We start from the raw sequence: 22,256 nt of genomic DNA on the forward strand, positions 1-22,256 counted from the left end.
AGTCCGAACCGCCATGCGCCCCTTCCCCCCGACGCTGCCCTGCCTGATCCTCGCCGCGGTGATCCTCGCCCAGCCTGCCGCGGCCCAGCTCCTCCAGAACCCCGAGTCCGTGGTCTACGACCCGGTCGGCCAGCGCTACCTCGTCTCCAACTTCGCCAACGGCGACATCATCCAGATCGACGCCGACCTCACCCAGTCGGTCTTCGACACCACGCTCACCCGCGTCGCCGGCCTCTACCTCGACGGCGGCACCCTCTACTGCGCGTCCAACCTCGCCCCCTGGGTCGGCCTCGTGGGCTACGACCTCGCCACGCGCGAGATCACCCTCTTCGTCCCCATCCCCGAATCCAACCTCCTCAACGACCTCGCCCTCGACGACACCGGCCACATGTTCATCACCGACTACTGGACCACCGGCCTCTACCGCGTCGACCTCGCCGCCGGCACCCACGAGCTCTTCGCCACCGCCGGCCTCCACGAGCCCAACGGCATCGTCTTCGACGCCGCCAACCGGCGGATGCTCGTCACCTCCACCCTGCCCGGCTACCCACTCCACGCCATCGACGTCGACGACGGCACCGTCTCCCTCGCCGCCTACACCAACGTCCCCTCGCAGGACGGCCTGGCCTGGGACCACGAGGGCCGCCTCCTCATCTCCTCCTGGTACACCAACGGCATCCACCGCCTCGGCCCCGGCCTCGCCGCCCCCGCCGCGATCATCTCCTCCGGCCACGCCGGCCCCGCCGACATCGCCTACCTCGCGGCCACCGGCCGGATCGGCGTCCCCAACTACCTCGACGACACGGTCGACCTCGTGCCCTGGCCCCCCGTCACCGCCGCCCCCGCCACCCTGCCCCTGCCCATCGCCCTCGAGCCCAACTTCCCCGACCCCTTCAACGCCGCCACCACCATCGCCTACTCGCTCGAGGAGTCGGTCCAGGTGCGGCTCGAGGTGTTCGACAGCCGCGGCCGGCTGGTGGACACGCTGGTCTCGGGCTGGCAGGACGCGGGCCGCCACGAGGTGCGCTGGGCCGCGCGGGACACGGCCTCGGGCGTGTACCACTGCCGCCTCGAGGCGGGCGGGTTCGTGCTCACCGAGGATCTGGTGATGGTGAAGTGAGTCCTGGCTGCGGGGGACTCAGTTCCCCCGCATCAGCGCCTTCAGGTCCTGCCACGACCGCCGCTCCACGGCGATGGGCCCGCACCCCACGGGCCAGGCGCCGATCACTGCGCACTCCGGGTTGGGCGGCGTGCCCGGCGCGCACGGCGAGCCGTCGTGCAGGTGGAGGTCGTACGTCGTGACGTCGCAGAAGTGCGGCTCGGCCGCGATGTTCCCCGCCTGGCCGAGCTGCGGCGCGATCACGCCCACCCAGTCGCCGCCCTCGTTGCCGAAGAGGTCGCAGCAGGTGAGCGTGAGCTCGGTCCCGTCCGCCACCGTCACCGCCGCGCCACCGCTCCCCGCGGCGATGAGGCAGCGCTCCAGCGCGAGCGGATTCTGGGCGTGCAGGTCGAGGCCGCTGCCCTGGTCGGCCGTGTTGAAGGCGAAGGTGCAGCCGGTGAAGCTGGAGCCCAGGTCGTAGAACGAGTAGACCGCGCCGCCGGTGGCGGCGGTGTTGGCCACGAAGGTGCAATCGCTGACCGTGAACAGGCACTCGGCGTGGCCGCTGATCGCGCCGCCGGTCTCGGCGGTGTTGCCCTCGAACCAGCAATCGGCGATGCGCGGGATGCCCACGCCGCCGTCGATGGCGCCGCCGAAGACGGCGGCGGTGTTGCCGCGGAAGACGCAGCCGTGGATCTCGGGCGAGGCCCAGTCGTAGACCAGGACCGCGCCGCCGTGCTCGGCCCAGCCGCCGGTGACGGTCAGGTCGTGCAGGCCCCAGACCTCGCGCGGCTGCTCGCCGGTGATCACCAGGGTGATGAAGCGGTGCGGCTCGGTGGGCGACCCGCCGAGGTCGATGACGCAGGCGGTCGGGTCGCCGCTCTGCGACCGGATCAGCACCGCGGTCTCGTTGTTGTGGAGGTCGCGGTTGCCCGCACCGGTGTAGACCCCGTCGGTGAGCTCGACCACGTCGCCGTGGTCACAGGCCAGGATCGCGGTCTGGATGTCGGGGTAATCGCCCGAGCCGTCGGGGTGGACGACGAAGACCGCCGCCGCGGCGGGCACGGCTAGTACCAATGCGAGGCACGCTGGCAGACAAACAACGATCCGGGCTCCTGAGCGGTGAATCACCATGGGTTACCATCCTGTTCGGGTCGAAAGCGCGGTTCACCGCACCAGGGTCAGCTTCCTCTGCTCACGGCCCGCGTCGGTCCGCAGGCGGGCCAGGTAGATCCCCGCGGCCACGGGCGATCCCGCATCGTCGCAGCCGTCCCAGATGAGCTCGCCGGCGCCGGCGGGCCGGTCGGCCGTCAGGAGGCGGCGCACCAGGCGCCCGCGCGCGTCGAAGATCGCCAGGTCCACCGGGCCGGGCGCGGGCTGGCTGTACTCGAGGACGACCCGCGGGTTGAAGGGGTTGGGCGCGGCGGTCAGGAAGAGCGCGGGTGCGGCCGGGGGCGCGTCGGTGACCAGGCGCCAGGCGCGGACCGCCACGTTGTCGAAGTAGGGCGCGGGCGTGCCCTGGGTCACGTAATCGCCCCAGCAGTAGGGGCCGCCCTCGAACACCTCGAGGCGGACCTGCACCCAGCGCGTGAACTCGGCCTCGGGCAGGTCCAGCGGCATGGTCACGCGGTAGTAGCCCGGCCCGCCCGGCATGTCGTCCGGCAGGTAGTACGACCAGCGCGTGTCCTGCCAGGGCACGTTCGCGAGCGCGCCCGGATCCGCCGCGTCGGTGGTGCGCAGCGACCAGCCGTAGGTGGTCAGGCCGCACTCGAGGTACTGCATGTGGGCGTAGACGTCGAACGCCAGCGTGCCCGCGTCGTGGAGCTCGGGCCAGCTCACGACCGGCGAGACGAGGCCGTTCCAGACGCCCGAGTTGGCAAACCAGCCGAAGACCGGACCGCTGTCCACTCCCGACCCGTGCAGGCCGGCGGTGACGTTGAAGACCCAGCCGTCCGGCCCGTAGCACCAGTCCACGCAGGGCGTGCCGCCGGTGCCGGGGACGACCACGCCGTCGTCGATGAACGTGGCCTGCCAGCTCGGGTTCTGGTGCTCGGGATCGAGGTCGTCGAGGTCCTGGCGCAGCGCGGTGAAGTCGCCCACCAGCGGCGAGGTGTCGGGCACCCAGTCGGTCGACGTGCCCGACTCGAAATCCTCCACGCTGACCACCACGCCGTCCACCGTCACGGTGACGTCGTCGATCCGTGCCAGGCCGTGGGACTGGAAGAGGCCGTCGGCGTCGGAGACGGCGCTGTCGCTGGTGCCGAGGAAGCGCAGGCTCCAGGCGCCGTCGATGTAGGACTCCGGCTCGATGACGATGGTCTCGTCGAGCTGGATCTCCTGCGTGCCGTCGAGGGTCCGCAGCGAGAACCAGAGGACCGGGTTCGCCTGCTGGCGCTTCTGCAGGTGGAGGAAATCGTAGCCGGGCTCGGTGTCGACCTGCACGGTGGCCTGCAGCCGGATGGTGGTGGGCTCGGCGGGGTCGGCCGCCGGCCGCGTGAACACCACGGGATCGTGCCATTGGTTGCCGTAGCCGTCGTCGTCGCCGTACCAGGTGCCGCACCACAGCGAGAACTGGCCCGCCAGCGGCAGCAGGTCGCTCACGTGCCAGTAGCTGCCGGGATCGGGATCGTGGAGATCGACGTGGGTCCAGCCGTGCCAGTCGGGCTCGCCGGCCTGGTCCTCGAAGCGGCCGTCCCAGCGGTCGGGGCCGCCGAGGACGTAGGTGGTGTCGGTGTCGGCCGTCGGCGGGGCGGCGGCGGTGATGGTGGCGGTGGTGAGCAGGGCGAGCAGGCAGGCGCCCAGCGTTCGGGCGAGCGAAACGCGGAACATGACCAATCCCCTCGGTCTCGACACCGCGCGGGAATCTCCGGGAGCGGTCGACCGCGCGGCGGCGTCGGATGAATGCCGTGATCGTCCCGATGATCATACGGTATTTTCGGTCGCCTATCAATTTCCCCGGTCGGCGGGGGCGGGGACGGGTGTCAGGAATCATTCTTTTAGACCATAATCCACTGTGCTGATATAACTTACACGCTTGCGCCGGCACAACGCTCCAACATCTTGCCATGAAACGACTTAGGGTTATCAATAATGTTTCCGCACCGTGCCGCCGCCCAGGATTCCCTATCGGAACGCCATCCTCCCGTACTATCTTCCCCGCATGACTCCCGCCGAGATCATCACCGCCGTCACCCACCTCCACGCCGAGGTCGACCGCCGCACGGCCCCTCTCGCCCGCCGCCACGGGGCTCGCCTCCGCTGCGCCCGCGGCTGCACCGCCTGCTGCCAGGACGACCACACCGTCCTCGAGGTGGAGGCCCACCGCATCCGCGCCCACGCCGCCGACCGTCTCGCCGGCCTCGCGCCTCATCCCCCCGGCGCCTGCGCCTTCCTCGACCCCGACGGCGCCTGCCGCATCTACCCGGCGCGTCCCTACGTCTGCCGCACCCAGGGTTTGCCGCTGCGCTGGCTGGACGACGAGGGCCGCGAGCAGCGCGATATCTGCCCCCTCAACGCGGACGGCGAACCGCTCGCCCGGCTCGCCGTCACCGATTGCTGGACCCTGGGCCCGGTGGAGGACCGCCTCGCCGGCCTGCAGGTTGCCGCGCAGGAGGCCCTGGGCTTCATACCCCCGCAGCGTATCGGGCTACGCAGCCTGTTCGCGGAGCTATCCGCATATTAGGCGTTAGGCACAAGACTTTGGATGTAAGCCCATGAGGTCAGTGAACAGATCAGTTGCAGTCGTCCGCCCGAGGGAGCCGTACGTGAAATGGGCAACGTCGGTGGATGCTGGTGCGAAAGAGTTTGAGGAAGACGTTCGCGCGAACGTATCGGTCTACCTCATCCCTCCGGATCCGAAGGAGGAGCAAGAGGCCGCGCCAATCGAACTATGGTTCAATCGAATCTTCGAAAACGAACTCGAGAGCTGGTACCTCGACGAAGAGACTTGGCCGCAGCAACGGGATCTAGAAACGTTTCAAGAGTGGTTCGAGGTAGCGATCGATTCAGTGATCATTGATCTGGTGGACGGCCCAATTCGACACGAGGAATGGTAGCTCATCGGGGTGGGGTCCCCGTCGCTCGCTGCGATTCTGTCTAACAAGCCGGTCAAGCTGACAGTCGGCTCTGTCACGCATCTGGCAGGAGCCAGCTGCGCGCCAGAACCGCCCGAAGCTTAACACCAGGGTGTTATACGGATTGACGAGAGATACATCCAAGCGTACTATAAAACGTACGAATGGAGGCGCAACATGAGCAAGATTCCCGATATCGTTCCCGTCAGTGATTTTCGCCAGGATGCCGCCGCGGTGCTCAAAAGGCTGCAATCTGGCGCGGGACCCCTGGTGGTCACCCAACGCGGTCGGGCCGTCGCCGTCATGCAGAGCGTCGAGGCGTACGAGAAGCGTGAACGTGAGCGAGAGTTGCTGCGGCTTCTCGCCGCGGGAGAACGCGAGATCGCTGCCGGAGAGGGGCATTCGCTGGCTAGCGTGATGAGGGAGGCCGACGCACTGCTCGGAGATGACGAGTCGTGAAGATCAAGTTCACCCCGTCGGCGCGGCGGCAGTTCCTCGAAGGTCTGGAGTACATCCGCCAAGATAGTCCGACAGCAGCTCGTCAGTTTCGGCTCAAGGCGGAAGCAGTGCTTGGCCGGTTGAGTGAGTTCCCGGATTCGGGACGAGCGATCCCGGAGTTCCCGGAACTGCCGCATCGAGAGGTCATCGTTCGGCCGTACCGGTTCTTCTATCGCATCGTCGGAAAGACAGTATGGATAGTTTCCGTTTGGCATTCGGCGCAATTGCCGGCTGGTCCGGGCAATTGAACCCCGCATAGCAACCGTTCCTTGTGCCATCGAGATTGTGTCTGCCCCGAAATCGAGCCCGAGGACCGCACCATCACTGTCGTCAAGGTGCCGAAGGATCATAATTCAGGGCCGAAGACGTCACGAAATCTGCCGGACACACTCTCCGTGGCACAACCCTCAGATCTCGATCCAGTCGGGAAAGAACTCCTGGACATCCGAATTCAGGTTCAGATGGCGAATCACCCAGCCCTTCGCCCCACGCACCAGAAACAGCTCGAGAAAGAGATGGTCATCCTTGGTCGTGCCCAGCGCGTGGACCTCCCGCAGCAGCGTGTCGCCGTGCTGCTCGTGCAGGATCACGTCATGGTAGTTGAACGCTTCGTCCTCGGAGAGGAACTGTTCGATGATCCCCATGACCACATCCGCACTTCCCTCGTCGAAATGCTGCTGGAGCACCTCGCGGACGCGGTCCATCGCGTTGGCGAGGATGGGCGTCAGCAGGGCTTCGGTCGCGTCCTGGGCTTTCTCGTAGTGGATCAGGCCATCGGCGAGGGCGCCCAGCGGCGACAGCGCGAGGATCAGTGCGAGTGCGGCGACGGCACGGTCGGGTCGGCTCATCGTTGGTCTCCCTGTTCGAGGTGACGGCCACTCGATCCAGGTCCGGATCGTGGCCCGGACCACGAGGGGCATCGCCTGGCAGCGACCGCCAGGACGCCGCAGTGAGCGGCGCTCATGGATTCGTGGCAGCGCGCAGGTTTGCCAGACGATGAGTGAGGATGTCCGGATCAGGTGTGAGATTCAAGAACTCAGCCGGAACCAGCTTGCGAATCTTCCAAAAATATCCGCAGTCTAACCCCTACCGCACCACCACCGCCCGCGCCGTGGCCACCGCCCCGCCCGCGCGCAGCCGCACCAGGTACACTCCGCTCGGCAGCGCCCGGCCCGCGGCATCCCGGCGGTCCCAGCCCAGCTCGTGCCACCCCGCGGCCAGCGCCGCCCCCGCGCTCAGCACCGCGAGCCGCCGCCCCCGCAGGTCGCACACCTCCACCGTGACGGTCGCCGCCCCCGGCAGCGCGAACGCCACCACCGACCGGCCAGCCGCCGGATCCCCCCGCACCTCGAGCCGCAGCCCCGCACCGGGCGCCAGAGGCGGCGCCGCGGTGGGATCGTCCACCGCCACCCGATCGCAGTAGATATCCGCTGCATAAAGCAGCTCGCGATCGTCGGGCCAGACGATCAGCACGCCGCCCGCGCCGGCTACCAGGTCGGGGCGCTTCTGGTTGTTGGGCGCCGTGCTCACCGGCACGCCGTCGGCGGCCCAGAGCGCGGTCCCGGCCGCGTCGAGTCGCTGGGCGTAGACGTCCTCGTGGCCCAGGCCCTCGCGGTTGTCCTCCCAGGCGAGGAAGGCGCCGCCCGTGCCGTCGGGCGCGAGGTCCGCGTCGCGCTGGGCGTCGGGGGCGCCGCACACCAGCACGCCGTTCACGGGCCAGGCCGCCGCGCCGCCGGTGCCGATCCGCTGCGCGTAGATGTCCAGGTTCCAGGGCGGCCCGCTGGCGTTGCGGTAGTCGAACCAGCAGACGATGGCCCCGCCGGCGGTGTCGCCGCAGAGCGCGGGCCGGTACTGCGACTCGCCCGCGCTGCACGCCGCGAACCCGCCCGCGGTCCAGCGGCCGGCGCCGTCGTCGGCCGCCAGCTTCTGCGCGTAGATGTCGGGCCCGGCGCCGCGCCGGTCGACCCACGCCAGCAGCAGGTCGCCGTCGTCGGCCAGCCGCGCGGTGATGGCGTCCTGGCCGTCCGGCCGCACGCACACCGCCACACCGTTGACCGTCCAGAGGCTCGTCCCGTCGGGATCCAGGTGCTGGGCGTAGACGTCGCCCACGTCGTCGCGGGCGTCGGACCAGGCGAGGTAGGCGCCGCCGTGGCCGTCGGGACAGAGCGTGGGGCCGTCCTGGTCCCAGCCCATCACCACCAGCGGCAGCGGCTGGCCGCCGTTCCAGAGCGGCGTGCCGTCGCCGGCGAGGCGCTGGCCGTGGAGGTCGTAGAACACGGGGTCGGTGTTCTTGTCCTGCCAGACCACGATCACCCCGCCCGCGCCGTCCGGACACGCCGTGGGCTGGTCCTCCATGCCGGCGCCCGTGGCCACGGGCACGCCGCCGTCGGCCAGCAGCACCTCGCCCGCCGCGTTGATTCGCTGGGCGTAGACGTCGCGCAGCCGCGCGCCGAACGCGCGCTCGTCCTGCCAGACGAGCCAGGCGCCGCCCGCGCCGTCGGCCACCAGCGGGGTGAAGCCCGTGGTGCCGGTGGACGAGTGGTAGAGCCCCTGGTCGCCGGGCGCGGTGCACACCGGCACGCCGTCGACCTGCCAGAGCACCGCGCCCTGGGCATTCACGCGCTGGACGTAGATGTCACGGTCGCCGTCGCGGGTGTCCTCCCAGGCCACGATGGCGCCGTCCTCGCCGTCGCTCACGCAGAAGACGTCGGACTTGTCGCCCACCGCGAGGCTCAGCGGCACGTTGACCGTGGGGTCGTCGGGCCAGGCGGCGAGGACGGGCGCGGCGAGCAGCAGGACGAAGCAGAGGCGCAGCAGCATGGGTGGTCCTCCGGGGATCGCTGGTCACGATGATGCACGACACGATGGTAGCACACCGTCGGTGAGAGGGGGCGATTCCATCCCTCCGCCATGGAGTCCCCCGCGCATGGCGCCGCGCCGACCGGGCCCACGCAAAACGCGCCCGGGATCCATCTCCCGGGCGCGTTCGTTCGTTCCGGAGCGGACCGGTCAGCCCGTGGTCACCCACGCCGGCACCAGCTCGGCCAGCTCCTGCTGCATGCGCGCCAGCCGCGCCGTGAAGGCCTCGCGATGCGGCGCCATCAGCTTACCCGCCACCTCGCGGTAGTGGTCGACGCCGTGCTGCAGGTTCTCGCGGCACTCGGCGATCGACCGCGCCAGGCGGTCCGACGGCGTCTCCTGCTGCTTGGCGATGTCGCGCCGCAGGCATTCCAGGTGCAGCGACAGCTCCTTGAGCAGCATGTGCGGCCGCCCGGGCGCCAGCGGCAGGCTGGCCCGGCCGTAGATGTGGTCGACCATGCCGTCGAGGCTCGTCACCTTTTCGAAGTAGGCGGCGTTGGGGCCGCAGCAGACGGCGGTGGTGGCGGCCGGATCGATGCCCATGTTCGCCGTGGCGCCGCCGGCCAGGTCGTGGCAGATGCACGCCTTGGCCAGCACCGACTCCTGGGCGCGTTTCTGCTCCAGCGTCGACAGCGCCGAGCCGGCGATCTGCTCGAGCTTGCGGCGCTGGAACGCGCGGCTCGCGGTGCAGAGCGGCTTCTCGGTGAACTCGGTGCTCGAGACCAGGTAGCCCTTGGGGCAGCGGCTGCCGGGCGTGCCCTCGGCGATGTTCAGCAGCCGGTTCTCCTCGCTCGTGGACGTGCGCAGCGACCAGAACGGCACGCCCAGCGGCGAGGCGCCGCTCAGGTCGATGTCGTTCTCGCCAGCGGTGGTCAGGCGCGCCAGGCTCGTGGGGTCGATGTTGACGACCTCGGGCACGAACAGGAACGCGCTCCCCCAGCCCGTGCCGTCCACGCGGTAGTACTCGCGCAGGAACAGGTCCTCGTGGGCGTCGCCGATCCCGCCCTGCACGGTCACGCGCGCGGGAGCGGGCTCGCCGGCCTCGCCGCGGCCCAGCGCGGTCAGCGCCTGCCGGCGGATCTTGCGCAGGTTCTCGGCCAGGCTGGCCTTCTCGCGCTTGAACTCGTCGAGGATGGGGCCCAGGAGCTGGCCCTTGCCGCCGAAGGCGTGGCCGCCGCAGTTCAGGCCCGACTCCACGCGGAACTCGGAGATGTGCAGCCCCAGCTTGGCCAGCAGCTTGCCCTGCAGCAGCGCCGAGCGGTAGTCGCTCACCTTCAGCACGATGCGCTTGCGCAGGTTGCCTCGCTCGTCGGGCAGCAAGTCGTTGAACTCGCCCATGTAGGCGAAGAGGCGGCGGTTCATCCCCGCCGACAGCACCACCGAGGCGTCGACCTTGCTGTTCATGAACCCGCGCAGCGCGCTCAGGGCGTCGCTGCAGCGCTCGGGCAGCTTGCGGCCGCGGCGGTCGTGGTCGCGGTCGAGCTTGGTCATGATGTTCACGTCGATGGGGCCGGGCCGCACGAACTCGCGCAGCCGGTCCTGGAGCTCGCGGCGCGCCTCGGGGTCGGCGGTGGCCATCATGGTGTCGTACATGTCGCGCAGCGGCCCCGGCGGCAGCAGCTCGAAGTAGCGCACGATCTCGCTGCCGGTCTCGAACACCGCGCTGCGGACGCGCTCGACCTGGCGCTGGACCAGGTCGTCGAGCAGGTCGAGGTAGGCGGTGATGCGACGCGCGCGGGCGTCCTCCGCGTGGTCCTCGATGGGCTCGCACGGCTCGCCGTGCTCGCGGCAGAGGCGCTGGCGCACCTGCTCGATGAGCACGTCGTCCACCAGCGACACCACCGAGGCGATGCCGTAGCGCGCCACCTTCAGCGGCGTGTCGATGGTGAATCCGGTTCCCATGACGGGAATGTGGAAGGTGTGCACGGGCTTGTGCGGGTGCTGACCCATGTCGGCTCCGGTCTCCAAGGGTGACTCTGAACGACGCGGAGCGTAGAACAGGGTGGCTTGTACAGAGAAAGAGTATGCCAAGATCGCGCCAATGGCCAAGGAAGTTATCCGACGCCGGTTGGTCCGTACCCGATCAACTTCCAGGCTGGGTAACGTCCGCGATCCGGATCGGGTTCCAGATATCGCCGGCACATTTCGAGCCAGACTTGGCAGAGAAACCGGCATAGACCTTCCCGGAAAACACCAATATACTATTTTAATAGGTTTTGTACTCCAAGTCTGCTAAGCTGCCAATCTCATTGCTTACCAGTCGCCAGGAGGTTCGTCATGGTCCGCCGCCACACTGCCGCCATCGTCCTCTCCCTGCTCCTGCTCCCCCTCGCCGCCCCGGCCCAGCACGTGATCCTGGTGGCCAACGACCTCGGCATGCACTGCATGAACCAATACCACCACACCCTGTCCATCCTGCCGCCCTGGAACACGCTGCAGGCGCAGGTCGTGCTGCGCGGCGACGCCACCAACCCGCCGCAGCTGATCACCGAGGACGTCGTCCTCGAGTACTCGATCCCGGGCAACACCTACTCGGTGGGCAAGACCGACTTCTGGGACTGGGACGTGGAGCTGTTCGGCGTGGATCTGCCGCCGAACATCGGCCTGACCGGCAAGGGCCTGGACGACGTCTTCGACCTGCACGAGGACCTCTTCATCGCCGAGGGCGTGCCGCTGACACCGTTCCCTGACGCCACGCCCACCGTCGAGGTCCCCTACCAGCAGGCGCTGGTGATCCTCCGCGACACCATGGGCAACGAGCTGGCCCGCGCCACGCCGGTGATGCCGGTCTCCACCGAGATCAACTGCACCACCGCCGGCTGCCACGCCAGCGAGACCGCCATCCTCTTCGCGCACGAGGACGAGGGCGGATTCGACCCCACCGCCACCCCCATCCTCTGCGCCGATTGCCACGGCTCAACGCCGCTCACCGGCCCGTTCCCCGGCCCGTATGGCTGGTTCTCCGAGCGCATCCACGAGAAGCACCATTTCCTCGACGAGACCGTGGGCGGCCTCGACGCCTGCCAGCTCTGCCACCCGGGCCCCCAGACCCGCTGCCTGCGCGGCACCATGGGCAACGACTTCGACATGATCTGCCAGGATTGCCACGGGGACCTCGAAGAAGTGGCCAATTCCATCGACAACGGCCGCGTCCCCTGGGTCGACGAGCCCGCGTGCCGCACCTGCCACACCGCCGCCTACGGCGAGCCGGTGGGACAGCTCTACCGCAACAGCCGCGGCCACGGCGGTCTGCTCTGCACCGCCTGCCACAACAGCCCCCACGCCATCTTCCCCAGCCGCGAGGACGCCGACAACCAGGTGATGATCGACCTGCAGGGCCACGCGGGCACCCTGAGCGACTGCACCGTCTGTCACGGCCACACACCCAGCGGTCCCGGGCCCCACGGCTTCGTGCCCACCGCGGTGGTGGAGGCCGAGATCCTGGGCGGCCTGGCGAACCTGCATGTGTTCCCCTCACCGGCCCAGACCGGCGCCGGCTGCACCATCGAGGCCGCGGCGGCCGCACGTTCGACCCGCGGTCGGCTCCTGGTGTTCGACGTACGGGGCCGGACGGTCCGCCATCTGCGCGGAGAGACCGATGCCGCCGGCCACCTGAGCCTGGCCTGGGACGGCCGCGACGCCGACGGCCGCGCGGTGGCCTCCGGGACCTACTTCCTGCGCTGGGACGACGGGACCCGGCAGGCCGGTGGGAAGGTGGTCATGGTCCGGTAGGCGGCGGTCGGACGTTGTCCGCACCGCGCATCGCGTGCAACCATTGGGAGAGCGCTCCGTCCTACCCACGGACGCCGACCCACAACGGAGGTATCGCGATGATGATCTGCCGGACGAACGTCCCCGCCCGGAGGTCGCTGGCGGCCCTGGCCCTGACCGCCGGCCTGCTGGCCGGCGCCGCGGCGGCCGTCCCCACGGTCGCCAACGGCCCCGAACCGGAGCACGGCGTAACCGATGTCGCGCTCACCGAGCTCTGGCGCGCCGGCGGCGAGGACGACGACGTCTTCTTCGGCAACGTCCTGCAGGTGCTCGGCGGCCCCGACGGCGAGGTATACGTCCTCGACGTGCAGCTCGTCCAGGTCTTCGTCTTCGCCGCCGACGGCGCGCTCCTGCGCACCCTGGGCGGCCGCGGCGAGGGCCCCGGCGAGGTCCGCAACGCCAACAGCATGCTGACCCTGGCCGACGGTTCGCTGGGCCTGGGCCAGGTCCTGCCCGGCAAGCTGGTCCTGATCGACCGCCAGGGTGACCCCGCCGGCTCGCTGCGCCTGACCGACAGCGAATCGGACGGCGGCGGCTACATCCTGCTCATGGGCGGCCAGGCCCACGACACGTTCCTGGCGTTGACGGGCATGCGCTGGCGCCTGAGCGATTCGGGCGAGCTGCAGCAGGACATGTTCCTGCGGCGTTACGGCCTGGACGGCGCGCCCGGGGTGGACTACCTGACCAAGACCTCCCGCTTCGACGCCACCCATTTCGTGTTCGACGAGCTGGGCTTCGACTTCGTCTGGTCGCGCTTCGGCATCACCCCCACGGGCCAGGTCTGCTTCGCCCCTCACCGCAACGAGTACGCCATCCACGTCTGCGCCGCCGACGGCACGGTCGAGCGGATCGTCACCCGCGACTACGAGAGCCTCCGGCGCACCGACGCCGACGAGCGCCGTGCCGAGCTGAACACGGAGGCCATCGGCTCGCAGTACGGCCAGCAGCTACAGGGCGTCACGGTGGAGGATACGGAGCCCGACATCACCGCGCTGTGGTGCCACCCCGACGGCACGCTCTGGGTGCGCACCAGCCGCGGCGACCGCGAGCGCGTACCCGGCGTCCTCTGCACCGTCGACCTCTTCGACGCGCAGGGGCGGTTCGCCGAGCAGCGCCGCCTCCTCGCTCCGGGCAACCCCGAGCAGGACGCCATCCATTTCCTGCCCGACGACCGCGTGGTGGTGGTCACCGGCGCCGCCGAGGCCTACCGCCGCGAGGTGAACTCCACCACCGACGAGTCGGCCGGCGGCGAGGAGCGGCCGCTGGAAGTGATCTGCTACGAGATGCGGTGACCGGCACACGGCAGAGGCGCCTCCCGCGGGAAGCGCCTCGTGGATCCTGTCGCCAGCGGTCCGGATCTACTCGTCGGCCCCGCCACCGCCGCCGGTGTTGATCAGGGTGAAGATCTCGATGGCCGGCGGGATGGCCACGTCCTGGGCCAGGATGACGTCCTGGTAGTCGAACTCGCTGCCGGTGCCGGGCACGCGAGCCGCCTCCTGGTTCTCCACCCAGACCGCCTCGCCCCAGGCGATCAACACGTCCTGCAGCTCGGCGTTCTCGCCGATGAGGCCGCGGCCGCTGACCTCGTTGAACTCGGTGGCCAGCAGCTGGCGCAGCAGCTCGTCGATGGGTTCGCGCGAGTTCGAGCGGAGGATGTCGTAGGCCTCCTGCAACTCGTTGCCCGGCGTGAACGCGAAGACTTCGTCGAGGAAGAGCTCCTGGATATCCGCCAGGAAGCCCTCCATGGTGGCGCGGTCGTACACCGCGTTGCCGCCGCCGTTGCGCAGCGCCGCCCGCAGCTCCCGGATCCAGAACTTCACCGACTCGCCGTCGGTCGCCAGCACGCCGCCTTCCAGCTCGAAGATGATCTCCTCGGTCTGGGGCGAGAAGCCGAAGTCGTTGCCGGGCGCATCGGCCGCCACCACGACCTCGCGGCTCAGCGCCGTCGTCGCGTCGAACGACTCGGAGAGCTCGGCGTTGAACGCGTCGGGATAGGCGGCGGGGATCGCCAGCGTGTAGGTGCCCGCGGCGCGGATGATGCTGTAGCCGCCGAAGGCGTCGGTGCGCAGGATGTCCACCGTGCCGTCGTCGTGCGTCAGCTCGACCACGACGTCGGCGATCCCCGACTCGTCGAAGTCCCGCTCGCCGTCGGCGTCCGCATCGACGAACACCGTGCCCGCGATCACGAAGCCCGCACAGGGGCCGTAGACCTGGCCCACGCCATTGGTGTTACCGGTCTTGACCGCGCTGAAGATCACGCCCTCGGGCACGTCGCCCAGGAAGCTGATCGAGTACTGGCGGCCCACCGAGTCGTCGGCCTCCACGTTCAGGTGCCATTCGATGCCGTAGATCCCCGTCTGCGGATTCTCGTTGATGCTCACCGAGTTGGTCGGCGAATAGCCGCTCAGCTCGGGAGCGCAGTCGGGCAGCTCGAGGGTGAAGTGGCTCAGCGCGGGATCCACGCCGGTGCCGAACACGGTGTAGCGGAAGGTGGTCTCGTCGCCGGTGAACGTGCGCCCGTCATACTGGACGATGTAGTTGTTGATCAGGGTCTGGTTGGCGGTCTTGTCGACCACGCCCGATCGATCGGCGGCGCCCGGCAGGACGCCGGCGGGCTCGGTGGGCGGTTCGGAGGAGCAACTCGCCAGGAACAGGACACTGAGGAAGATCCAGAGATACCGCATGCTGGGACTCCTTGATCGATCGTGATCGGGTCGCTGCTGGCCCTCCGGCTCCCCCGGGCATCCATACTGCAAGCCATGACCGTCGGTGATATCAGGCCGCAACGTAAAGATGATGAGTTTCATCCGCAATAAGGGGGGTCTTCAGCGAGCCCGACGGCTCACTCGGCGAGCGCCTCGATCCGCGCGGCCTCCGCGACCATGGCCGCCGCCTCCTCCTCGCGACCCAGCCGGCCCAGCGCGTCGGCGTAGTCCTTGAGGATGCCGGGCAGCTCGGGATGGTCGGGACCGTGGGCCTGCACGAAGATGGCCACCGCGCTCTCGAAGTAGGGCAGTGCGGCCTCGGGATCGCCGCGTTCGCAGATCAGCACGCCCAGATCGCGCTTGGTCCAGGCCACGTCGGGGTGGTCGGCGCCCAGGGTGCGCTCGCGGATGGCCAGCGCCCGGCGGTAGAGCGGCTCGGCCTGGTCGTACTTCCCCTGCAGCCGGTAGAGGTTGGCCAGGTTGTTCACGGTCTGGGCCACGTCGGGATGGTCGGGGCCCAGGACCTTCTCGCGGATCTCCAGCGCGCGCTGGTAGAGCGGCGCCGCGTCGTCGTAGCGCTCGCGGACCTGGCTGAGCAACGCCAGGTTGTTGACCGCGGTGGCCAGCCGCGGGTGCTCCGGCCCCAGCACCTTCTCGTAGATGGCGATGGCCTCGCGGTAGTGGACCTCGGCCTCCTCAAACCGCTCCATCTGGTGGTAGAGCAGGCCCAGGTTGTTCAGGCCCTTGGCCACGTCGGCGTGGTTCTCGCCGTAGGCCTGTCGCCAGATCGCCAGCGCCTGCTTGTAGAGCGCCTCGGCGGTCTCGTAGTCGCCCTCGTTCCAGGCCAGGATGGCCAGGCCGTTGAGACTGCCGGCCACCTCGGGGCTGTCCGGGCCCAGCTCGGCGATCCGCAGGTCGCGGGCGCGCTCGTACAGCGGGTGGGCCTCGTCGTAGCGGCCCTGCCGGCGGTAGACGCTGGCCAGTTCGCCCAGGCTCTGGGCCAGCGCCAGCTGGCTCGCCCCGGGGTGGCGGCCCATGAGCGCCATGGCCTCCTGGAGCATGGCCTCCGCCTCGTCGTACCGCGCGAGCCGGATGTGCAGGTCGGCCAGTTCGATGAGACTCGTGGCCAGACGCAGGTCATCGCCGGCCAGTTCCTGGCGCCGCAGCTCGAGCGACGTCTGTAGCAGCGGCTCGGCCTCCTCGTAGAGACCAAGGTTGCGGTACACCTTGCCGATGGTGTTCATCAGCCGCGCCTGGGTATAGGGCTGGTCGGCCAGCTCGCCTTCGATGCGCTCGGCGCCGGCGGCGAGGATCTCCCGCGCGGTGATGGTGTTGCCGCGCGACTGGTCGGGGTCGGACACCTCGAAGAGGTCGACCAGGAAGTCCGAGACCTGGGTGGCGGTGGCCGCCTCGCGGGTGGCCACGCGTTCGGCGCGCACCGCGCGGATGAGGCCCACGGTGGTGCCGGCGATGCCCAGCAGCACGGCCAGCCCCACGAACGCGCCGGCCAGCACGCCGGTGCGGTGCCGCTTGACGAATTTCCGCACCAGGTAGGCCTTGCTGGGCGGACCGGCCTGGACCGGCTCGTCGGCCAGGTGGCGCCGGATGTCCATGGCCAGGCCGTTGGCGGTCTCGTAGCGCCGGGCGCGGTCCTTCTCCAGCGCCTTCATGGTGATCCAGTCCAGGTCGCCCCGCAGGCGCTTGTGCAGGCTCGAGGGCGCGCAGCCGCGCAGGCGGGCCGCCTCGTCGAGCGAGGTCGCCATGGTGGTCACGCGCGCGCTGGGTCGCGGCGGTTCGTCCTCGCGGATCTTCCGCAGCACCTCCTGGAAGCCGCACTGCTCGAACTCCTGCTTCGTGAACGGCCGCTCGCTCACCAGCAGCTCGTAGAGCAGGACGCCGAGGGCGTAGACGTCGGTGCGCGTGTCGATACCCTGCGAATCCAGGTCGGCCTGCTCGGGACTCATGTAGGCGGGCGTGCCCAGGAGCTGGCCCAGGTTGGTCTGCATGGTCAGATCGGTGAGCGACTGGTCCACCGCCTTGGCCACGCCGAAGTCGATGATCTTGGGCACCGGCTTGCCGTCCACCTCGGTGACCAGGACGTTGGAGGGCTTGAGGTCGCGGTGGATGATGGCCTTCTGGTGCGCGTGCTGGACGCCCTCGCAGACCTGGATGAAGAGCTCGAGTCGCTGGCGCAGGTCGAGCTGCCGCGCGTCGCAGTAGTCGGTGATGGGAATGCCCTCGACGTACTCCATGACGAAGTACGGCCGACCGCGCTCGCTGGCGCCGGCGTCGAAGACCTTGGCGATGCAGGGGTGGTCCATGAGCGCCAGCGCCTGGCGCTCGGACTCGAAGCGCGCCACGAACTCCTGGGTGTCCATGCCCTGCTTGACGATCTTCAGCGCGACCTTGCGCCGGATCGGCTCCTGCTGCTCGGCCAGGAACACCTGGCCCATGCCGCCCTCGCCGATCTGCTCGAGCAGGAGGTAGGGGCCGATGCGGTCGCCGGCGGGCGCGCTGGCCCCCGACGGCGTGCGGGCGCCGTCGTCCTCGGGGCTGAACGCCTGGGTCCTCTCGTCATCCACGGTCGTCTGCTTCGGCTGAGGCGTCGGGGCCCGGCCGGGGTGCGGCCGGGCGGAACATCGCCATCCAGGATAATGTTTCTCTTTCATTCTGGCGAGGTTGCGGCGCCGGCGGGAACGTAAAGGGGCCGCCCCCGATGGGACGGCCCCCGCACCGATCGGTGGCGGCCGGCCTACTCGGCCACCCGCTTGTTCTGCGTCACCAGCGACACCACCACCAGCGTCAGGAAGCTGAGCGGGATGGAGATGATACCGGGCTGGCCCAGCGGATGCCAGGCGTCGGCCGCGGTCAGTCCGTAGGGACCGGCGAACATGGCCGGACCGGTGAGGATGATGCCCAGCGCCGACACGATGCCCACGATGATCGAGGCCACGATGCCCGCCGACGTGGTCCGGGGCCAGAACAGGAGCATGAGGATGGCCGGCAGGTTGGCCGACGCCGCCACGGCGAACGCCCAGCCCACCAGGAAGCTCACGTTCACCCCGCGGAACACGATGCCCAGCACGATGGCGATGATCCCCACCCCGAAGGCCGCCACCTTGCCGGCCAGCACCTTCTTCTGCTCGGTGAGGTTCATCTGGCCGAAGCGGTCCATGAGGTCGTGGGCCACGGCGCCCGAGGCCGCCACGATCAGGCCGGCCACGGTGCCCAGCACGGTGGCGAAGGCGATGGCCGAGATGATGGCGAAGAGCACGCCGCCGAACGACAGCGCCAACAGCGGCGCCGACATGTTGTTGTCGGCGGGGTTCACCGTGCCGCCGATCCCCGCGCCCAGACCCATGAACAGGGTCAGCACGTAGAAGAACCCGATGGCGGCGATGGCCACGATGGTGGACTTGCGCGCGCACGCCGGGCTCGGCACGGTGTAGTAGCGGATCAGGATGTGCGGCAGGGCGGCGGTGCCGAAGAACAGCGCCAGCATGAGCGACACGAAGTTCAGCTTCTCCCAGCCCGTCTTCACCTTGAACTTCACGCCGGGCTTCATCTGGTCGGTGCCGGTGACGGTCTTGGGGTAGAAGACCGTGGTCTTGGTGCCGGCCTCGTCGAAGACCTTGGTCTGGTGCCACTGCTCGATGCGCGTGTCGGGATGGGTCAGCCGCGCCAGGAAGGTCACCGGGTTGAGGCTGCCGGTGCCCTTGGCGGCGTCCTCGGCGCTCATGCCGCCGATGGCCGTGATGCGGCCCACGGGATAGAGCAGGCCGTCGGGCTTGCCGTTGATCAGGTCGGCGGTCTGCCACTGGCACTTCCAGAGCGCGGCGCCGTCCTGCTTCCACCAGCTCGCCTCGCCGGCCTGGCTGTACTTGGCGAACTCGCCGGCCTGGTGCACGAGCAGGTACCCTTCGGCCAGGAGCTGATCGTGGGTGGCCTCGGTGGGGATGTAGTGGAGGTTCTGGCCGTCGTCCCCGGTGAGGCTGGGCGCCTCGGTGCTGATGCCGCGCACCATGAGGAAGACCACCAGGATGGTGGAGAAGATCAGCAGCAGGCCGCCCTTGAGGAACTGCACGTACGTGGTCGACGTCATGCCCGCGGTGGCCACGATGGTGATCACGATCACGCCCACGATGATCACGCCCACCCAGTGCGGCAGCCCCAGCAGCGGTTCGACCAGCGAGCCGGCGCCGTTCATCTGGGGGATCAGGTAGCAGATCGACACCACCAGCGTGCTGATGGCCGCCGCGAGCTTGATGCCGCGGCTGTTGAACTTGGCGTCGAGCGCGTCGGTGAAGGTGAACTTGCCCATGCGCTTCATGGGTTCGGCCACCACGAACAGCGCCACGATCCAGCCGGCCAGGTAGCCGATGGAGTAGAGGAAGCCGTCGTAGCCCAGGGTGGCGATCATGCCGCAGATGCCCAGGAACGAGGCGGCCGACAGGTAGTCGCCCGCGAAGCTGATGCCGTTGACGGCCCAGTGGATCTGGCCACCGGCGGCATAGTAGCCCGCCGCCGACTTGGCCTTGCGTGCGAAGAACCAGCTCAGGTAGAGCACCAGCCCCACGAAGGCGCCGAAGATCACGATGGACAGCGGAGTGCCGTGGAGATTCATTCCTGGACCTCCCCACGCGCCGTGCCGCCAGCCAGTTCCTTCTCCTTGGTCGTGCAGAGGTGGTTGTAGATCAGGGCGAGGATCAGGGCGAAGATGATCAGCCCCATGCCGTAGACCACGGCCAGGTTCAGGCCGGCCACCACGATCGTCTGCATGGCCCGTCCCTCGGTCAGGACGTTGGTGAAGACGAAGCCGGCGTAGACGAGGCAGTAGACGATGAACATGCCGACGCCGAGTCGACTCTTGTAGCGGCTGGCCGGATCCGGTCCGGAATCCCGAGCTGGTCCGTGGTGCATGGCGACCTCCTGAGAAGGCGAGCAGAGGTGGAAACAGCGAACCTTGTCCGGCCCCCACCTGTCGGGACGCGGAACAAGGCGAAGTAACCATGTTGGATTTATAACAGCCACGTCAATGGAAAATTGAATTTCGCCGCATCAAAACGCCGTAATTGGCTTGTTTTGACCGGAGATCAATGACAGAGCGTTGTTGGCTTGGGCCACCCGCTGGGCTACACTGGCGGGGTCGCCGGCCACGAACCCCTCGCGATGGGACCCTGCATGCGACGCCTAGCCTGGCGCACCGTCCTGCCCGCCCTCCTCGCCATCGGCCTCTTCTCGGGGGTGGTCTTCCTCTACCTGCTGCCGTCGCTCGACCGCGCGGTCATGGACCAGAAGCGGCTCATGATCCGCGAGCTGACCGAATCGGCGTGGAACATCCTGGCGCGGTTCGCGGCCGAGGAGGAGGCCGGCCGCCTGACGCGCGCCGAGGCGCAGGCCGCAGCCATCGGCCAGGTGCGCAGCCTGCACTACGGCCAGGAGAGCAAGGACTACTTCTGGATCATCGACATGCAGCCCCGCATGGTGGTCCACCCCTACCGGCCCGACCTCGAGGGCACCGACCTCGGCGATTTCACCGACCGCCAGGGCAAGCGCCTGTTCGTGGAGATGGTCCGCACGGTGGAGCGCGACCAGGCCGGCTACGTGAGCTACATGTGGCAGTGGAAGGACGACAGCGACCGCATCGTGCCCAAGCTGTCGTACGTCAAGGGCTTCGCGCCCTGGGGCTGGATCATCGGCACGGGCGTCTATACCGAGGACGTGGACGCCGAGATCGCCTCGCTCACCGGCAACCTGCAGGCCGCGGCGCTGTTGATCGTCCTGGTGGTGGCGCTGCTGCTGGTGGTGCTGCTGCGCGCCAGCTTCCAGTCCGAACGCGGCCGCCTCCGCGTGGCCGCGGCGCTGGCGGTGTCGGAGGAGAAGTACCGCTCGCTGGTGGAATCGGCCGGCGAGGCCATCGTCATGGCCCTGGGCGGCGAGGGCCTCTACGCCAACACGAGCCTGCTGCGGCTGCTCGGCTACCAGCGCGAGGAGTTCGCCCGGCTCGACATCGCCGGCATCATCAAGCCGACGCCCGAGGAGCTCGAGAGCGGCCGCCGGCACTGGCAGGCGGTCACCGACGGCGTGGTGGCCCCCACGCGCTACGAGGCCGAGCTCGTCTGCAAGGACGGCCGGCTCTTGCGGGTCATGCTCACGCTCTCTCGCATCGTGGTCCAGGGCCGGGTGGGGTTCATGGCGGTGGCCTCGCGGCTCTCGCGGCCGCGCGAGCTGGACATCGCCACGGCCGCCGGCGGCGACGACCTCGAGGCCGCCAGCCGCCGCATGCGCGACCTGGCGAGCCTCATGATGAACCACGGCGCCGACGCGGTGCAGGTCAGCCGCATGCTCTCGGCCAGCGCCGACGCGGTGGTGCGCAAGGCCATCGAGTTCATCGTGGCCGAGCTGGGCGCGCCACCGTCGCCCTTCGACGTCATGCTCATGGGCAGCCTGGGCCGCGGCGAGGTCACCCTGCTCGCCGACCAGGACCACGCCATCATCCACCCCGACCCGCCAGCGTCCGAAGCCGCCAGCGTCCGCGAGTACTTCCTGGCCATGGGCGCCCGTCTGGCCGACCTCCTCGACGCCGCCGGCTACCCGTACTGCCAGGGCGGCATCATGGCCAGCCAGGAGTCCTGCTGCCAGTCGCTGAGCGGCTGGTGCGCCACCTTCGACCGCTGGATCACCACCCTCGAGCCCGACGACCTGCTCCACGCCAAGATCTTCTTCGACTTCCGCAGCGCGCTGGACGAGGGCCGGCTCATCCCGGCGCTCCAGCAGCACCTGCACGCCACGCTCGCGCGCGAATCCCGCTTCATCCCGCTGCTCGCCCACAGCGTGCTGCAGTACGAGCCGCCGCTCAACTCCTTCGGCTCCTTCGTCCTGGAGCTCACGGACGACGCGCGCCAGGCGTTCGACATCAAGGGGGTCCTGGCCCAGGTCGTGGACCTGGCGCGACTGCGCGCGCTGCAGCACGGGGTCACCGCGGTGGGGACGCTGGAGCGTCTGGAGGCCCTGGCCGCCGCCGGGCACCTCCAGCCCCGCACCGCCACCGACACCGCCGACGCCTTCCGCCGCCTCCTCGAGCTGCGGCTCGGCCACCAGGCGCGCCGCATCAACGCCCAGCTCGACCCCGACAACCTCATCGCCCCCGATCGCCTCCCCCAGGACCAGCAGCACGAGCTCAAGCGCATCTTCGGCCACATCAAGGCCCTGCAGGCGGGGCTCGAACACGAATTCGGGGGCCGCTGAACC

At 69.2% G+C, this 22,256-nt stretch carries 17 protein-coding genes; 8 read left to right on the plus strand and 9 right to left on the minus strand.

From position 1 onward, the window contains the following. Positions 1–13: 13 nt before the first annotated feature. The gene (locus tag IFSED24_RS12115) at positions 14–1,120 is read left to right on the plus strand and encodes an SMP-30/gluconolactonase/LRE family protein (RefSeq protein ID WP_491331725.1); all 1,107 of its coding nucleotides are present in this window, start codon (positions 14–16) and stop codon (positions 1,118–1,120) included. 18 nt (positions 1,121–1,138) lie between these two features. Here the strand turns inward: IFSED24_RS12115 and IFSED24_RS12120 are convergent, their stop codons facing one another. Both IFSED24_RS12120 and IFSED24_RS12125 read right to left on the minus strand, forming a co-directional pair. Continuing rightward, on the minus strand, positions 1,139–2,176 hold the full coding sequence (locus tag IFSED24_RS12120) for a right-handed parallel beta-helix repeat-containing protein (RefSeq protein WP_491331726.1): 1,038 nt from the start codon (positions 2,174–2,176) through the stop codon (positions 1,139–1,141). A 90-nt stretch (positions 2,177–2,266) separates the two neighbouring features. After that, positions 2,267–3,928 carry a FlgD immunoglobulin-like domain containing protein gene (locus tag IFSED24_RS12125; RefSeq protein ID WP_491331727.1) on the minus strand — a complete coding sequence of 554 codons (1,662 nt, stop codon included), beginning with the start codon at positions 3,926–3,928 and terminating at the stop codon, positions 2,267–2,269. Between the two features lie 331 nt (positions 3,929–4,259). Between IFSED24_RS12125 and IFSED24_RS12130 the strand changes: the two genes are divergently transcribed. From IFSED24_RS12130 to IFSED24_RS12145, 4 genes are all read left to right on the plus strand, one after another. Beyond that, on the plus strand, positions 4,260–4,781 hold the full coding sequence (locus tag IFSED24_RS12130) for a YkgJ family cysteine cluster protein (RefSeq protein ID WP_491331728.1): 522 nt from the start codon (positions 4,260–4,262) through the stop codon (positions 4,779–4,781). An 82-nt stretch (positions 4,782–4,863) separates the two neighbouring features. After that, entirely contained in the window at positions 4,864–5,154 is a 291-nt protein-coding gene (locus IFSED24_RS12135; protein WP_491331729.1) for a hypothetical protein, read from the plus strand. 195 nt (positions 5,155–5,349) lie between these two features. Beyond that, complete coding sequence (locus tag IFSED24_RS12140) at positions 5,350–5,631, plus strand: type II toxin-antitoxin system Phd/YefM family antitoxin (protein ID WP_491331730.1); 282 nt, start codon at positions 5,350–5,352, stop codon at positions 5,629–5,631. Next, complete coding sequence (locus IFSED24_RS12145; RefSeq protein ID WP_491331731.1) at positions 5,628–5,918, plus strand: type II toxin-antitoxin system RelE/ParE family toxin; 291 nt, start codon at positions 5,628–5,630, stop codon at positions 5,916–5,918. Before IFSED24_RS12140 ends, IFSED24_RS12145 begins: the two co-directional genes overlap by 4 nt. A 159-nt stretch (positions 5,919–6,077) precedes the next feature. Here IFSED24_RS12145 and IFSED24_RS12150 read toward each other — a convergent pair whose 3' ends face one another. From IFSED24_RS12150 to IFSED24_RS12160, 3 genes are all read right to left on the minus strand, one after another. Further along, the gene (locus IFSED24_RS12150; protein ID WP_491331732.1) at positions 6,078–6,518 is read right to left on the minus strand and encodes a hypothetical protein; all 441 of its coding nucleotides are present in this window, start codon (positions 6,516–6,518) and stop codon (positions 6,078–6,080) included. Positions 6,519–6,756: 238 nt separating this feature from the next. Continuing rightward, the gene (locus IFSED24_RS12155) at positions 6,757–8,490 is read right to left on the minus strand and encodes a TolB-like translocation protein (protein ID WP_491331733.1); all 1,734 of its coding nucleotides are present in this window, start codon (positions 8,488–8,490) and stop codon (positions 6,757–6,759) included. Positions 8,491–8,679: 189 nt separating this feature from the next. After that, the gene (locus IFSED24_RS12160) at positions 8,680–10,479 is read right to left on the minus strand and encodes a hypothetical protein (protein WP_491331734.1); all 1,800 of its coding nucleotides are present in this window, start codon (positions 10,477–10,479) and stop codon (positions 8,680–8,682) included. A gap of 327 nt (positions 10,480–10,806) precedes the next feature. Here IFSED24_RS12160 and IFSED24_RS12165 point away from each other — a divergent pair, with 327 nt between their 5' ends. Beyond that, positions 10,807–12,261, plus strand: coding sequence for a FlgD immunoglobulin-like domain containing protein (locus IFSED24_RS12165; protein ID WP_491331735.1), 1,455 nt, complete (start codon positions 10,807–10,809; stop codon positions 12,259–12,261). Positions 12,262–12,359: 98 nt separating this feature from the next. Beyond that, entirely contained in the window at positions 12,360–13,592 is a 1,233-nt protein-coding gene (locus IFSED24_RS12170; protein ID WP_491331736.1) for a hypothetical protein, read from the plus strand. Between the two features lie 66 nt (positions 13,593–13,658). On the opposite strand, the gene IFSED24_RS12175 is transcribed toward IFSED24_RS12170, so the two are convergent. From IFSED24_RS12175 to IFSED24_RS12190, 4 genes are all read right to left on the minus strand, one after another. Beyond that, the gene (locus tag IFSED24_RS12175) at positions 13,659–14,984 is read right to left on the minus strand and encodes an SdrD B-like domain-containing protein (protein WP_491331737.1); all 1,326 of its coding nucleotides are present in this window, start codon (positions 14,982–14,984) and stop codon (positions 13,659–13,661) included. A 158-nt stretch (positions 14,985–15,142) separates the two neighbouring features. After that, positions 15,143–17,587 carry a tetratricopeptide repeat protein gene (locus IFSED24_RS12180; RefSeq protein WP_491331738.1) on the minus strand — a complete coding sequence of 815 codons (2,445 nt, stop codon included), beginning with the start codon at positions 17,585–17,587 and terminating at the stop codon, positions 15,143–15,145. A 170-nt stretch (positions 17,588–17,757) separates the two neighbouring features. Next, positions 17,758–19,629, minus strand: a complete 1,872-nt coding sequence (locus IFSED24_RS12185) for a sodium/solute symporter (RefSeq protein ID WP_491331739.1) — start codon at positions 19,627–19,629, stop codon at positions 17,758–17,760. Further along, a complete protein-coding gene (locus IFSED24_RS12190) occupies positions 19,626–19,925 on the minus strand; it encodes a DUF485 domain-containing protein (protein WP_491331740.1) in 300 nt (99 codons plus the stop codon). Before IFSED24_RS12190 ends, IFSED24_RS12185 begins: the two co-directional genes overlap by 4 nt. Positions 19,926–20,186: 261 nt before the next feature. Between IFSED24_RS12190 and IFSED24_RS12195 the strand changes: the two genes are divergently transcribed. After that, positions 20,187–22,253 carry a cache domain-containing protein gene (locus IFSED24_RS12195; RefSeq protein WP_491331741.1) on the plus strand — a complete coding sequence of 689 codons (2,067 nt, stop codon included), beginning with the start codon at positions 20,187–20,189 and terminating at the stop codon, positions 22,251–22,253. Positions 22,254–22,256: the final 3 nt, after the last annotated feature.

Source organism: Candidatus Latescibacter sp. IFSED24, assembly GCF_058273205.1.

Coding starts and splice junctions, on each gene's coding strand:
- IFSED24_RS12115 (WP_491331725.1), top strand. CDS start 14: ATGCGCCCCTTCCCCCCGACGCTGCCCTGCCTGATCCTCGCCGCGGTG.
- IFSED24_RS12125 (WP_491331727.1), bottom strand. CDS start 3,928: ATGTTCCGCGTTTCGCTCGCCCGAACGCTGGGCGCCTGCCTGCTCGCC.
- IFSED24_RS12130 (WP_491331728.1), top strand. CDS start 4,260: ATGACTCCCGCCGAGATCATCACCGCCGTCACCCACCTCCACGCCGAG.
- IFSED24_RS12140 (WP_491331730.1), top strand. CDS start 5,350: ATGAGCAAGATTCCCGATATCGTTCCCGTCAGTGATTTTCGCCAGGAT.
- IFSED24_RS12150 (WP_491331732.1), bottom strand. CDS start 6,518: ATGAGCCGACCCGACCGTGCCGTCGCCGCACTCGCACTGATCCTCGCG.
- IFSED24_RS12155 (WP_491331733.1), bottom strand. CDS start 8,490: ATGCTGCTGCGCCTCTGCTTCGTCCTGCTGCTCGCCGCGCCCGTCCTC.
- IFSED24_RS12160 (WP_491331734.1), bottom strand. CDS start 10,479: ATGGGTCAGCACCCGCACAAGCCCGTGCACACCTTCCACATTCCCGTC.
- IFSED24_RS12165 (WP_491331735.1), top strand. CDS start 10,807: ATGGTCCGCCGCCACACTGCCGCCATCGTCCTCTCCCTGCTCCTGCTC.
- IFSED24_RS12170 (WP_491331736.1), top strand. CDS start 12,360: ATGATGATCTGCCGGACGAACGTCCCCGCCCGGAGGTCGCTGGCGGCC.
- IFSED24_RS12175 (WP_491331737.1), bottom strand. CDS start 14,984: ATGCGGTATCTCTGGATCTTCCTCAGTGTCCTGTTCCTGGCGAGTTGC.
- IFSED24_RS12185 (WP_491331739.1), bottom strand. CDS start 19,629: ATGAATCTCCACGGCACTCCGCTGTCCATCGTGATCTTCGGCGCCTTC.
- IFSED24_RS12190 (WP_491331740.1), bottom strand. CDS start 19,925: ATGCACCACGGACCAGCTCGGGATTCCGGACCGGATCCGGCCAGCCGC.
- IFSED24_RS12195 (WP_491331741.1), top strand. CDS start 20,187: ATGCGACGCCTAGCCTGGCGCACCGTCCTGCCCGCCCTCCTCGCCATC.